The 12,460-nt window shown below is 43.9% G+C and carries 14 protein-coding genes; 7 read left to right on the top strand and 7 right to left on the bottom strand.

What is annotated here, in order from left to right; all coding sequences use genetic code 11:
* Window positions 1–71 precede the first annotated feature (71 nt).
* Window positions 72–599, top strand: coding sequence for a hypothetical protein (locus MKX68_RS09545; RefSeq protein WP_340911080.1), 528 nt, complete (start codon window positions 72–74; stop codon window positions 597–599).
* Window positions 596–1,105: a GNAT family N-acetyltransferase gene (locus MKX68_RS09540; RefSeq protein ID WP_340911077.1), complete on the top strand. Its 510-nt coding sequence runs from the start codon at window positions 596–598 to the stop codon at window positions 1,103–1,105. Before MKX68_RS09545 ends, MKX68_RS09540 begins: the two co-directional genes overlap by 4 nt.
* A gap of 147 nt (window positions 1,106–1,252) precedes the next feature.
* Here MKX68_RS09540 and MKX68_RS09535 read toward each other — a convergent pair whose 3' ends face one another.
* The 3 genes from MKX68_RS09535 to MKX68_RS09525 form a co-directional block, all read right to left on the bottom strand.
* Complete coding sequence (locus MKX68_RS09535; protein WP_338590089.1) at window positions 1,253–1,612, bottom strand: hypothetical protein; 360 nt, start codon at window positions 1,610–1,612, stop codon at window positions 1,253–1,255.
* A 261-nt stretch (window positions 1,613–1,873) separates the two neighbouring features.
* A complete protein-coding gene (locus tag MKX68_RS09530) occupies window positions 1,874–2,713 on the bottom strand; it encodes a DUF4261 domain-containing protein (RefSeq protein ID WP_339787162.1) in 840 nt (279 codons plus the stop codon).
* Window positions 2,714–2,789: 76 nt separating this feature from the next.
* On the bottom strand, window positions 2,790–3,155 hold the full coding sequence (locus MKX68_RS09525) for a DUF1304 domain-containing protein (protein WP_081745883.1): 366 nt from the start codon (window positions 3,153–3,155) through the stop codon (window positions 2,790–2,792).
* A gap of 257 nt (window positions 3,156–3,412) precedes the next feature.
* Here MKX68_RS09525 and MKX68_RS09520 point away from each other — a divergent pair, with 257 nt between their 5' ends.
* Window positions 3,413–3,946 carry an MOSC domain-containing protein gene (locus MKX68_RS09520; protein WP_339787161.1) on the top strand — a complete coding sequence of 178 codons (534 nt, stop codon included), beginning with the start codon at window positions 3,413–3,415 and terminating at the stop codon, window positions 3,944–3,946.
* A 17-nt stretch (window positions 3,947–3,963) separates the two neighbouring features.
* On the opposite strand, the gene MKX68_RS09515 is transcribed toward MKX68_RS09520, so the two are convergent.
* Together MKX68_RS09515 and MKX68_RS09510 are read right to left on the bottom strand one after the other, a co-directional pair.
* Window positions 3,964–4,803: a helix-turn-helix domain-containing protein gene (locus MKX68_RS09515; RefSeq protein ID WP_340911073.1), complete on the bottom strand. Its 840-nt coding sequence runs from the start codon at window positions 4,801–4,803 to the stop codon at window positions 3,964–3,966.
* A 28-nt stretch (window positions 4,804–4,831) separates the two neighbouring features.
* Entirely contained in the window at window positions 4,832–5,569 is a 738-nt protein-coding gene (locus tag MKX68_RS09510; RefSeq protein ID WP_091039276.1) for a WecB/TagA/CpsF family glycosyltransferase, read from the bottom strand.
* Between the two features lie 256 nt (window positions 5,570–5,825).
* On the opposite strand from MKX68_RS09510, the gene MKX68_RS09505 reads away from it, so the two are divergent.
* Together MKX68_RS09505 and MKX68_RS09500 are read left to right on the top strand one after the other, a co-directional pair.
* On the top strand, window positions 5,826–6,275 hold the full coding sequence (locus MKX68_RS09505; RefSeq protein ID WP_340911070.1) for an SRPBCC family protein: 450 nt from the start codon (window positions 5,826–5,828) through the stop codon (window positions 6,273–6,275).
* 180 nt (window positions 6,276–6,455) lie between these two features.
* Complete coding sequence (locus MKX68_RS09500; RefSeq protein ID WP_340911068.1) at window positions 6,456–7,985, top strand: methyl-accepting chemotaxis protein; 1,530 nt, start codon at window positions 6,456–6,458, stop codon at window positions 7,983–7,985.
* A 140-nt stretch (window positions 7,986–8,125) separates the two neighbouring features.
* Here the strand turns inward: MKX68_RS09500 and pyk are convergent, their stop codons facing one another.
* Window positions 8,126–9,541, bottom strand: coding sequence for a pyruvate kinase (pyk, locus tag MKX68_RS09495; RefSeq protein WP_036607968.1), 1,416 nt, complete (start codon window positions 9,539–9,541; stop codon window positions 8,126–8,128).
* A gap of 112 nt (window positions 9,542–9,653) precedes the next feature.
* Here pyk and MKX68_RS09490 point away from each other — a divergent pair, with 112 nt between their 5' ends.
* Window positions 9,654–10,433 (top strand): helix-turn-helix transcriptional regulator, encoded by a 780-nt coding sequence (locus MKX68_RS09490; RefSeq protein ID WP_338590109.1) that lies wholly within the window; start codon window positions 9,654–9,656, stop codon window positions 10,431–10,433.
* Between the two features lie 135 nt (window positions 10,434–10,568).
* On the opposite strand, the gene MKX68_RS09485 is transcribed toward MKX68_RS09490, so the two are convergent.
* A complete protein-coding gene (locus MKX68_RS09485) occupies window positions 10,569–11,240 on the bottom strand; it encodes a phosphatase PAP2 family protein (protein ID WP_338590111.1) in 672 nt (223 codons plus the stop codon).
* 306 nt (window positions 11,241–11,546) lie between these two features.
* Between MKX68_RS09485 and MKX68_RS09480 the strand changes: the two genes are divergently transcribed.
* A complete protein-coding gene (locus MKX68_RS09480; protein WP_340911064.1) occupies window positions 11,547–12,335 on the top strand; it encodes a CPBP family intramembrane glutamic endopeptidase in 789 nt (262 codons plus the stop codon).
* Window positions 12,336–12,460: the final 125 nt, after the last annotated feature.

Genomic DNA, 12,460 nt, shown 5'->3' with positions numbered 1-12,460 from the left:
GATGTTATACTGGGAATATATCAATAATTACCAATTTATATGTTTTATGTAGGTATAGAGAGGGGAATGGGATGAGTAGACGAATCAAGATGATTATGGGTATCGCCATGATTATTGTTTTTTTAGTTATTGCAGTGCGTATGTATACCTCTGGTCAATATACTATGTATATCCCCAGCAAACACACGACGTTTCGAGCAGAGGTCACAGATCATATGACGATGCTGGATACATTGGATCGACTGACGATTAGGAAAATTTCCGACAATGAACCGTATAATGAAGATGATGAAATAACGATTACAGATCCCAAAGAGATTAGAGATATGCTGAAGCTATTAAAGGATGTTGATTTTAAAAGAGTACGGGGATTCGACGTTTCTGAAAGGAGTCCGCATTACTATGAGTGGCGACTTACCATAAATAAAGAAGAGCGCTTTACTGAAGATTTCGGAATCACGTTTTATAATGAACAATCTATCTCCATCTATAGCGGCGCGAAAACAAGAGACAAATTTCAGGACTACGAGGTTACCAATGAGTTTAATCTGATTGAGATGGACAGCCTTTTTGAAAAGTTGAAGGAGGGGCAAACATGACCATCATAACCAACTATTATGTACGCCCTATTGAAGAACAGGATATCCCTTTCCTATGGGAGATGTTATACGCATCCCTGCATAGAAGAGAAGGTGATGCACCTCTTCCAATCGAAAGCATTCATACTCCCGGACTGTCCAAATACGTTGAAGGCTGGGGAAGAGCAGGGGATTTCGGGTATGTTGCAGTTGACCAGCAAGGCAAGAGATTAGGTTCAATAACATTAAGATTCTATACGGATCAGAATGCGGGATACGGTTATGTGAATGCAGCTACGCCAGAGATGGGGATGGCTGTAACGGAAGATGCACGTGGAAAAGGAGTAGGTACCTTACTGCTTCAGACCGCATTAGATGAGGTCGAACGGCGGGAAATTGCAGCAGTCTCGCTCAGTGTTGACCCGGATAACCAAGCGATTCGCTTATATAAGCGGTTAGGTTTCGTGGAGGAGTCTCTAAATGGTACATCGTTAACGATGGTGCGTGTAAGTAAACTTGAATCTTAAATGATGAGCGGTCGTATCACTGGCAAAACGGAGTAAGCCACGTGGAACTGTAAAAGAAAAAGGCGCTTCCTCATGGGGAACGCCTCTTTCTGTGTGCAAGGTACAGCATCAGTAGCTCTCTTATACTGAGTCCGTATCACTTCAATATTATTTCAACAAAAATGCCAAAGCCTCGTCATACGTTTCCCATTGGAATTCAGTCTGGTGCGCCGACTCTTTGGAGATCCGATTCAATTGCATTTTGGCGATCGCACCACCTACGGCTACACTGGCTCGCTTCATACCCCACTGTGTCAGTAGTTTCTGGTGTTCCACAATTTTTTCTTTGGTGTCCTGAGGGAAAGCCTTCATGTTCCGCATATCTACTAGCACATCAAACGAACTTCCCAATTGTTCAGCTATTCTCTGAATTTCTGTATTTGCTTGTTCGACATGTTCAGGAGAAACAATACCTTCCCAGATAATTTCAATAATAGGTTTAGTTGAATCCAAACGTCTAACAGACATGTAGGCAACTCCTCGATAATAAGATAATATGTAATATATGAGACTATAAGCCTATTAATTATACCTTTTTATAGCGAGAATGAAAACTGAATTCATAATTGAGTGGTTCTTATGGACTACTTATTCCTAGGGAAGTTAAATTCAGGGATTGTTATCATATCTTCATTGGAAGGAAGGTTAAATAGCTAAAAGCCGCCCAGAGTATGAACTCCAGACGGCTTCTACAACTGTGACACGATAAAGTTAAGATAACTACGTAAGTTAGAAGCCAATCTTCAAACTGTTACCTTCCGTTGCTACACCTTTGGAAAGGGAAATGCTCAGCTTTTGCTCTGCCGAGAAACCAAGTGTTTCCCCGTCATGCAGTGTGACGTCGTTCTCAACCACATACGTTGTGGTCATGAACATCATCTCAAATACATCGCTTAAGGACTCCGACGATTGCATAATCTCCATCTCTTCTTTACCAAAGTTACGTAGTCCGTAAGTATAAGCTGAAGCGCCTTCGGCATTTTGGTATAATCCGATAAAAATCCAGAGCGAGACGGGCAACTCATCATGTTTGATCCCACGGCTGATTTCGACATACTGACTGGCTTCAACGACAAGCGGGGCCATGTATATTGCCAGCGCGTGATCCAACTGTAATAAGGCACTCGCTGTTTGAGTGAACAGAACATGTCCCTCAATAGCATTTGTTGCGTTCAGAACAGAGACAATAATCTGAGACTGGTGCCGTGAGGTAACTTGCTCCGCTTCTCGCCAAAGGATATTGAGTTTGGCATTCTCCTCAACTTCACGGTCAGGCACAGGCGCAGCAATGTGAGCACATACCACCTGCATCCCATTCACTTCGAAAAAGAGATTGCCCTCCTCCGGGCGTTCTTCAATCTCGATATCCCATTCGTTCTTCATGTTCCTGATGAAGAGGTCAAAATCACAATCGTCACGCTCCAGCAGGACAAAACCCACGATGGTTTCACTGTAATTCGTCGATTCGACAGCACCACCTGCAGGTACCTTCTCCTTTTTGCGCCGCCGAAGTTTGTCAAACAATCCCATGACATGTTCTCCTTCCAATTCCAGAACGATTCTGGTCATTGTACACTGCTATCTATTCACTACCTTACCATAAAGGAGTTAACATGAATCGAAGCAATGCACCATTCGACAGAAATTACAGGAACAGAACTAGCAACAATGCAATAATCGCAGGCAATCCTTGTTTGATAATGATCGACCGTGAGGAAGTTGCTCCCCCATAAAGAGCCGCGATAATCACACACGCCAGGAAGAAAATCTGAATATGCTGTCCAACGGCAGCATCCGGATATACGAGTCCCCAGATCAGACCTGCCGCAAGAAATCCATTGTAAAGGCCTTGATTGGCCGCAAGGGATTTGGTGGATTTGGCGAATTCCGGCGTGAGATTAAAGGTTTTCATTGTACGTGGACGAGTCCACATAAACATCTCCATCACCATGATATAGAAGTGTTCGACAGCTACAAGAGCTACAAAGATGATACTAATCAAAGGAAACACCTTGCTTTCTGATATGTAATTTATTTACTTGTCCATCCTAGTATAAATGTTTGCAACGAGAACGGAAAGAGTGAAATTAATTTTTAACAATTTAATTGTGTGTTATATAAAATATTTATCGTTTTCCAAGTGAGTTATATTGTTGAAATAAAAAAAATCGTACAAAGGTAAGCATACGCCGATTGTCGACAATCCATTCATTGGGTAATAATGAACAATAGAGAAGTGATAGTGCTCAGGAAAGGGAGGAGATTACTATGGGAACAGTTCAAGTCGTCTTGCTGGCTGATGATCCATCCACATTTGTGACCCGAGTTGTACCTTTTGTCGACATTGAGCTCGCAGGAATTCCGGATGACCGTCATTATGGTCTGCTACGTCCAGCGGACTCGCGTCAGAAAATCTACAAGCGCGGTACACCGATTGCGAATCGCCGCCAGATCAGTATTGTATCTGAGGAAGAATGTGCTCTTATTGCTGAGAAAATGAACATTCCTGAAGTGCGTCCAGAGTGGCTTGGTGCCAATATACTGGTCCGTGGCATTGATCGATTGACGGAACTGCCTGCCGGAACACGGCTTCTATTTCCAAACGGGACGGGTTTAATATGTGAAGGAGAGAACCTTCCCTGTGTACATCCGGGGAAAATGATTGAACAATTCTACGAACAGGACGGTTTGCGCAAAAAATTCGTGCCTGCCGCTCGCAAAAAACGTGGGATTGTGTGCTCGGTTGAACGGGAAGGTGTAATCCATACGGGGGATACCATAGAAGTCATTCGCCTGTCCTGATTTTCAGGACAGGTTTCTTAATTGATCAGCCCTCGGCGCTCACCATTCGGATGTCTAGAGTGTAAGTACTCCTCTGGTGTACTGCCAATAATAGACTTGAAATCTCGGATGAAATGGGATTGATCATGATATCCAAGGTCCTGAGATAGCTTAATCAGGTCACATTGAAGACCGCGGTCCATCATTTCTGCAGCATTTTGCAGACGATACAACTTAATTACCGTTTTGGGTCCGATGCCCACATACTGATTGAACAGGCGCTGAAGCTTTCGGGTATGCATATTCCAATAGGAAGATAGATCATCTACTCTCAGCATCTCCCGGTTCTGTTCAATCTGTTGCACAATATCGTTAACCATTCTCGCTTGAGCATCTTCAGCAGGAAGGTGTGCACATAATAGCTGGTCGATGTAACTGGTTTTATCCGCATCATCCCCCGCCCCAAGAAGTTGGTCTTCCAGGGATTCCGCTGTGACGTCAAGAATATTGGATACATTCATCGGCTGTCCGTACAATGAAGAGACAGAAACCCGCAGGAAGGGATAAAAACCTCCTGGTTTGAACTTCACGCCAAATACACGACCTTTCCCGCTCACAAGATAGGAGAATTTACGTCCCGATGGTCCGAAGAAAAACGTATTGTTTCGTTCCACGATCAGATTGACACAGGGGTTAGGCACGACATGTTGGGGATACGGTTCAAGTCCAGTCAGATCCCACGATACGATCCAGTAATGTTTAACAAAAGGCCGAAGTGCTTCGGAAGGAGCATGGCGTGTCAGTTGATATTTATGATCACCTTCATTCAGATTCAGCAGGCCCATACTTGGTCTGTCTCCTTGTTCTACCTGTTTCATCCGAATCATCCCTCCTGCTCATCTCACATTATTTAGGTTCTCTGAACAACAATGCCTGCACAGCAAAACGGGGTAAAATGAGTTGCCTGCGCCATCTCGAAGGTTGACTGAGGAGGCGATAGAGCCATTCCAGGTTAAGCTTCTGCCATATCGCAGGGGCACGTTTGGTTTTGCCTGCCACGATATCGAGACTGCCTCCAACACCTATGGCTACACGAGCGTTCAACTGGTGGCGATACTTATTAATCCAGTGTTCCGCCTGGGGTGCACCAAGAGCAACGATAAGAAAGTCTGGTTGAGCAGTACGAATCTCTTCCACAATCTGTTGTTCCTCATCAGCCTGGAAATAACCATGGTGTCTACCTTTTACTATAACTCCGGGGTAACGCTGCGCAATAACTTTCACGGCCTGTTCACTTACGCTTTCCTCTGCTCCCAGCATGTAGAATGACCATTGTTTTTGATCGCCTTCCTCCAATAAACGAAACAGCAGATCACAACCCGTTACCCGTTCAGTCAATTGTCCGCCCCGAAAACGGGATACCATTACAATGCCGGCACCGTCAGCTGTGACCAACCCGGCTTGATCGACAACCTCGCGAAGAGAGGCATTCTGTTGACAGGACATAACAATCTCGGGATTGCCTGTGATGACATGAAATAGTTCAGTACTTTCCTGATCTACGACTTCACCAAGGATTGCAACCGTTTGATTCATCGTTACATTGGGAAAAGGGATGCCCATAATATTCGTTGATTGGCTCATGTCTCATTTCCTTTCTAATTTAGTCCCATCACCTTGAATAGACCTGTTATTTCATTCCAGTTTAGTATATCTGATCTTCTGGGAAAGCACTATATGACGCAATCCGTTTGGATCAGGGTATAACATTCCCGAAAACATAAAGAGCTTATATTTTACCTGATGTCGCGTTTTTACAATACGGTCTTTGGGGTATAACGATAGGATAGGAGTGCGAGGTTGATAGATCGCTTATCCAATACATAAAGGGAGTGAGTCCATGGAACTGAAATATGAATTTTATATCAATGCAGGACTGGAAGAAGTGTGGAATGCTCTAATATCACCAGACGGCACACGGAACAGCTTTTTCGGTAGTGAACTTCGCACCAATTTCCAACCAGGTCAACCGTTTGCTTATGTAGGGCCAGGTAATGATGGTGCGGAGACTGTCCATGTGTACGGAGATATATTGGAATTTGAACCGTTGTCCAGACTTAGTTATCAGGAGCATCCCGGACCGTCATACCATGCCAATCATGCCGAGCTTCAATCCAGAGTGGTCTTCCAGTTGGAGACTGTGGGGGAGTGTACGAAGCTGACGCTGATCAATGATCAATTTACAGAAAACCATCCTTCCTTTGCGAGTGCACAGAGCAGCTGGTGGATGATCCTGAGCAGCATCAAAACTTGGGTGGAAACGGGGGAAACATTGAATTTTGGCTGGTAGCGGGTAAGAGGCAGTCATTTAAGATTTATGATTATAAAAAATAAAGAGCATTTAAAACAAGAACCAATGCTGATTCAGCACTGGTTCTTGTTTTTTTATACATATTTAAGACCATTGCTCTACATTTAATGTCTGATAATGTCGAAATATATATCATATGACCTAAGAGGAGAAATGAACATGTTTCGTAAACGTACTGAATCGACCAAACAAATTCGTATAGATGCACATCAAAAGTTACTGGAGTATAGTCGTAAACTCGTAGCAAATGCAGAAAAGGGCAACTATGACGCATGGATTGAAGATGCTATTGAATTTCAGAATAATGATGAAATAGCTAGTAATATCAAAAAAGCAGTACATATGATGAAAACACAAAACGAAGGTGTGGAAATGCGTCTTAGAATGCTGAATCAGGCAATGAATGTGGGATTATGGGAATCTGAAATTGTTGCCGGTGATCCACTGGATAACAATAATGTTGTGGCATTTTCGAATGAATTCCGCAAAATGTTAGGATTCCATAGTTCCAAGGATTATCCTGATTCATTTGCAAGCTGGGCCAAATCGATATATCCGGATGACAGACCCCAACTGGTGCAGGAGATTATGAAACATGTGAATGACACAAGAGCAACAACTGCCTATAACGTAATCAGTCGTATGATTACCAAAAGTGGAGAAATTCGCTGGTTCCGATGCCTTGGACAAGTCATCCGAAACCAGGCTGGAGTTCCGGTCAAACTTCTGGGCATCATGTTTGATATTCATGAGGAGAAGCGCAAGTCTGATGAGCTGGAAGCACTCGTCACCCGATATGATCTGGTTAACCGAGCCTTGGTGGAGGCACCGTGGGATATGACCGTTGTGGCTGGAGATGTAGTTAATCCGAACAATGAATTTTGGTGGTCACCCCAGTTCCGTAGAGAATTAGGGTTTAAAGACGAGCAGGATTTCCCGAATGTGTTCAGCAGCTGGAGCAGTCGACTTCATCCGGAAGACCATGATCGGACGATCAACGAATTTGCCAGACATATGAACGATTACAGTGGTCGTACACCGTACGATCTGGATTATCGTCTGCAACGCAAAGACGGGGAGTATCGTTGGTATCACGCGGGTGGGGAGACCATTAGGGATCAGGATGGAGTACCGCTCCGTGTAGCTGGAACCATCCGAGATGTCACCCATGAGAAGAATAAGGAACAGATCGTGGAAGCCATGAATCTGAAAACAAAACAATTGTCGGAGTCCATTGGCGAGATGGTACGTGGAATCAACTCAATCACCGATCAGGCACAGGATCTGGTTACTGCACAGGAGTTATCTGCCGATGCAGCCATTCAAGTGAAAAGCAGTGCAGATGATACGAAGAATATCACCGTGTTTATTCGAGAGATTGCCAGTCAGACCAATCTGCTGGGGTTGAATGCAGCAATTGAAGCTGCACGTGCGGGAGAGCTAGGACTGGGATTTGGCGTCGTTGCAGGTGAAGTGCGGAAACTGGCTGATCACAGTTCAGAGGCCACAGTAAATATCGAAGATAGCATGCAGAAGATGAAAACACTGATTGATCAGATTCTTGAACATATCGGTAATATGTCCACGTTAACGCAAAATCAGGCTGCCCTGACACAGCAGGTGAATGCTTCAATGGATGAGATCAACACGATGTCACAGGATCTGGTTGATTACTCGCGGAATCTATAATTTCGGATTCATTTGTTGTAACATCACGATCATTACACACATATCTAACAAAAAATCCACCGGGATGCATTTCTGCTCTCGGTGGATTTTTGTATTTCTATCTATAGCTAAGATCTATAGCTTCAGTTTCAGCTATTGAATTAGACTTGTTGAACTTTGATCAGGTTTGTATTACCGGATTGACCGATTGGAACACCAGCGGACAATACAATGATGTCACCTTTTTCAATGTAACCTGTTTTGATTGCATTACGCGTAGCCGATTCAAACATTTCATCCGTAGTGGTTACTTTGTCGCCCATAACCGGAATAACACCGGAGAGCAGGCAGATTTTCGCCAATACTTCTTCATGTTGTGTAACTGCGATGATTGGCGCTTTTGGACGATATTTGGAAATCATGCGTGCTGTGAATCCACTCTCAGTCGAAGTGATGATTGCTTTTGCATTCAGTACGAGGGAAGAACTTACAGCGCCCTGACTGATAACTTCAGTAATATCAGCGATCTGTTGAGCCGATTTTTGTGCGAATTGCTCTTTGTAATCGATCATTGTTTCAGCACGGCGAGCAACAGCAGCCATCGTGCGCACGGATTGTACCGGATATTTACCAGCAGCTGATTCACCGGACAACATCACAACGTCAGCGCCTTGAAGTACAGCGTTTGCCACGTCACTTACCTCGGAACGAGTAGGGCGTGGGTTCACTTGCATGGACTCCAGCATATGTGTAGCTACGATAACCGGTTTACCAGCGCGGTTACATTTATCGATCATTTCTTTTTGCATCATTGGTACGTCTTCGATCGGAACTTCAACCCCGAGATCTCCACGAGCTACCATGATACCGTCAGATGCTTCAATAATATCGTCCAGGTTCGTCATACCTTCCTGGTTTTCGATTTTAGAGATGATCTGTACGTGGTCTACACCGCGTTCTTTCAGAATGCTGCGGATTTCACGGATGTCATCGCCTTTACGAACAAAGGATGCTGCGATAATTTCGATATCGTTTTCGATCCCAAATCCGATGTGCATAACGTCACGCTCGGTTACACCTGGCAATGTCGTTTTGATTCCTGGCAAGTTAACCCCTTTGCGTGGTTTCAGAATGCCGCCACTGATGATTTTACAATGGATATCGGATCCTTCCACAGACAGTACAGTCAGATCCACAAGGCCATCATCGATGAGGATACGATCGCCAGGTTTCACAACGAGGTTCAGTTCTGGATAGTTTACCGAGATACGCTCAGCGTCACCAAGAATTTCTTCAGTAGTCAGGATCAGCTCTTTACCCGCTTGCAGATGGCAGGATGCTTCTTTCAGTTTACCAATACGTACTTCCGGCCCTTTGATGTCCATCATGATCGGTATATAGGTGTTCAGTTCGGAAGCTGCTTTGCGGATATTGTTAATCCGTGTAACGTGATCTTCCAGTTCGCCATGAGCCATGTTCAGACGGGCAACGGTCATACCTTCCTGAATCATTACTTTTAACAATTCGATTGAGTCACAAGCAGGTCCCATGGTACAAATAATTTTTGTTTTTAACATGCTAATTTCCTCCTCATATTTAAGCTTATAGGTGTATTGTAGCGTTTTCTGTCGAATCAGGGTATGAACTATAGTACAATGATTAGAGTATAGTCCGATAATGAGGTGTGTTATGGTCACTCCACTTGAAGTACGACATATTAATGGTGTCGGTTGGTACGAAGAAGCTGTGCAATCTCAAGAAACTTGGCGGCTTAGCTTGGTTACTTATGGAAAATGTGTATATTGGGTGAACGGTGATAAACAGATCATGGAAAAGGGTGAATTGCTCCTCATTCCAGGTGGCGTCCCATATTACGGCAAAAGTATTCCTACAGTAACGCACACACAGATTGTAATTCAACTGCAACGCGACCATACGGAAACTTTGCCAGCATTGGAACGGTATGAGGCTTTGCGGCATAAACCTGGATGTTACGAACTGATCCATCAACGCATGAGCGCTATTTATCAACAATGGCAGGAGCGTCCGTCTTATTATGTCATGATGAGCCAAGCCTTATTGATGGAAGTGTTGATTTATATGAACAGGGAGCTTGATCGTGGAGTCATCCCGCCGGAGAGGCATAATCATGTTGAACGGATGAAGCGGTATATTGAGCGGCATTATCGGGAGAAAGTGACGAAGGAAGAACTCGGGGACGAGATCAATAAAACGCCCAATTATGCTGCTGCATTATTCAAAAGCATGACAAATCAGACCATCAGTCAATATGTCCATGATCAACGGATGAAACGAGCCATATATCTGCTCACTGAGTCACAACTCTCCATCCAGGAAATCGCCGAATTTCTCGGCTACCGGGATCTGTCTTATTTTTACCGCATATTCAAACGTATAACCGGAAGTCCACCGTCTGACCTTCTTCATGAACGGCCACCTATAGTATGAAACGCGTAGTCCAACCCAAATAAAGTTCTTCTATAATAAGTAGGTTTAATTAAATGAGTACAAAAAAAGAGGGCCTATGCCCTCTTTTGCTGTATAGCAGGATCATCATCCCACCTGTTACATATATAAATGTCGTTATACATGACTGCTTGGATTAGAAGCTGTGAGTGGCTGCTTGCTTTTTTTTCGTGCCTGCCCAAGACGAAGAGCAAAGACATGTACAGTCCAATACGCCGCCTCAGCAAACAAAATGCCTCCAGCGATGTCCAGCAAGGAATGCTGTTTTACAAACACCGTTGATGCAATAATCAACCATAGCCATACCGACCAAGAAATCCGTGCCAAAGGCCTAAAGTTCAAGTGTCTGTTAATCACAATAAACAGCAAATAGCTGGTCAGAACATGAACACTTGGGAAACAGTTGAAGGGCGCATCATTTGTATAGATAAACTGCACTAACACGCTGCTCAGATCAGTTCCGCCGACCTCCGGACGTGGGACATGGGTAGGGAACACCGCAAAACAGACATTGGCAGCCATGACACCAACATTATAGGTAATCAACGTACGCCAGAATAGCGACTTGTTCGTCAGACCCAAATAGAGAAATCCAAGATACAGAATGGGCATCCAGCTAATGTACGGATAAATAAATTCTTTGAGAAAAGGAATCTGTGTATCAATCCAGGCATAATTGTAGAAGACATCACTTCCGGTGTTACTGCCTAGAAATACGTAAATGGAGCCTTGGAGCGGTATGCACAGAATAGCCAGTAAATGCCCCCAGCGCTGAAAGAATGCTTTCATAGTATCCCCCTGATTTCATTATGCATTGTAAAACTATCGTTAATGGGTACTTCATAGATATATGACGTTGGAGAGTCGCCACACCCCTGCAGCATTGAACTCTTGTAATACTATAATGGACAGATCAAGGTATAAGCCATACCTGATTTTAGGGGAAAAGAAGTCAGGATAAGTCTCTTTTTTGTTACTTTTATAGTTTTATCCATAATAGGGATATTCAATATACGGATGATGTGATACAACTATATTGGCATATAAATTCATATGACAACGAAAAAAAGTAAATGAAACGAGGTAGGGAAATGTATGATTAATCCGCAATCCAAGCCAAAACATTCCTTTTCCGAGCGCAAACCTGTGCTCACCGTTGTGATTATTGAGCTACTTCTCTTGTTAGCCGTATTTGCTGCAGGAGCCATTGCGACGATAAAACAACTGGACTACACTTCCCCTGTACTCATTTCCTTTACACCCATCGCAATTGTTCTGATGATCTATCTGACGTTAAGGCGCAAGTGGGGAGAGACTGGCTTCCGGTCTTTGCGAAGTATCCCGGCTGGCCACGCAAAGTATTATATTCCACTACTCCTTGTACTGGGTACACTTTCCCTGAAAGGATTTGGGGAGCTGAGCTTGTCTAGAGTAGCTTTTTTCATCTTTTTTACCTTGCTCGTAGCTTTTGTAGAGGAAACGATCTATCGGGGACTTATTTTCAAAACATTGCTTCAAAAAAGTGCAGTGGCCGCAGTTGTGACCTCCAGCATATTGTTTTCGATTACACATCTGCTGAACGCATTGTCTGGTCAGGATATGACGGATACGATCATGCAATTGATCTATGCGCTGCTCCTGGGAGCTGTACTGGCGCTATTGATGCTGAAGAACGGCAATATCGTACCGCTTATATTTTTTCATTTCATACATAATCTGATTCAATTTCTAGCGAATGATCTGGAGGACTCAGGTACACTTCCTTACGATCTGTTTATACTGGCAGTACTGATTGCTTACTGTGCATGGTTAGTGTGGAGCATTCGAACAAATTCGTCTATTCCATCCAAAGGGAGTGGGCAAGCGAATACGGTTGTTCATTAAGGGTATTGCGGGTATTGCTTAAAAGTAGTTATCATACAGTTTCCCGTCAGCAGTTGGATCATGGTATACTTCAGTCTGGCGGGAAGACAGATATGTTCATGATACGAGGTCTGCCTATCCGTACA

The organism is Paenibacillus sp. FSL M8-0212 (genome assembly GCF_038004645.1).
GTDB lineage: Bacteria > Bacillota > Bacilli > Paenibacillales > Paenibacillaceae > Paenibacillus.
The sequence above is the reverse complement of the archived record's forward strand: the minus strand, read 5'-3'. Positions and strand labels throughout refer to the sequence as shown.

Bases quoted from the DNA above. Each gene is read 5' to 3' on its own strand.
- MKX68_RS09530 (WP_339787162.1), bottom strand. From the start codon at position 2,713: ATGACCAGAATCGTTCTGGAATTGGAAGGAGAACATGTCATGGGATTG.
- pyk (WP_036607968.1), bottom strand. From the start codon at position 9,541: ATGTTAAAAACAAAAATTATTTGTACCATGGGACCTGCTTGTGACTCA.
- MKX68_RS09545 (WP_340911080.1), top strand. From the start codon at position 72: ATGAGTAGACGAATCAAGATGATTATGGGTATCGCCATGATTATTGTT.
- MKX68_RS09515 (WP_340911073.1), bottom strand. From the start codon at position 4,803: ATGAAACAGGTAGAACAAGGAGACAGACCAAGTATGGGCCTGCTGAAT.
- MKX68_RS09540 (WP_340911077.1), top strand. From the start codon at position 596: ATGACCATCATAACCAACTATTATGTACGCCCTATTGAAGAACAGGAT.
- MKX68_RS09485 (WP_338590111.1), bottom strand. From the start codon at position 11,240: ATGAAAGCATTCTTTCAGCGCTGGGGGCATTTACTGGCTATTCTGTGC.
- MKX68_RS09510 (WP_091039276.1), bottom strand. From the start codon at position 5,569: ATGAGCCAATCAACGAATATTATGGGCATCCCTTTTCCCAATGTAACG.
- MKX68_RS09505 (WP_340911070.1), top strand. From the start codon at position 5,826: ATGGAACTGAAATATGAATTTTATATCAATGCAGGACTGGAAGAAGTG.
- MKX68_RS09480 (WP_340911064.1), top strand. From the start codon at position 11,547: ATGATTAATCCGCAATCCAAGCCAAAACATTCCTTTTCCGAGCGCAAA.
- MKX68_RS09500 (WP_340911068.1), top strand. From the start codon at position 6,456: ATGTTTCGTAAACGTACTGAATCGACCAAACAAATTCGTATAGATGCA.
- MKX68_RS09520 (WP_339787161.1), top strand. From the start codon at position 3,413: ATGGGAACAGTTCAAGTCGTCTTGCTGGCTGATGATCCATCCACATTT.
- MKX68_RS09535 (WP_338590089.1), bottom strand. From the start codon at position 1,612: ATGTCTGTTAGACGTTTGGATTCAACTAAACCTATTATTGAAATTATC.
- MKX68_RS09490 (WP_338590109.1), top strand. From the start codon at position 9,654: ATGGTCACTCCACTTGAAGTACGACATATTAATGGTGTCGGTTGGTAC.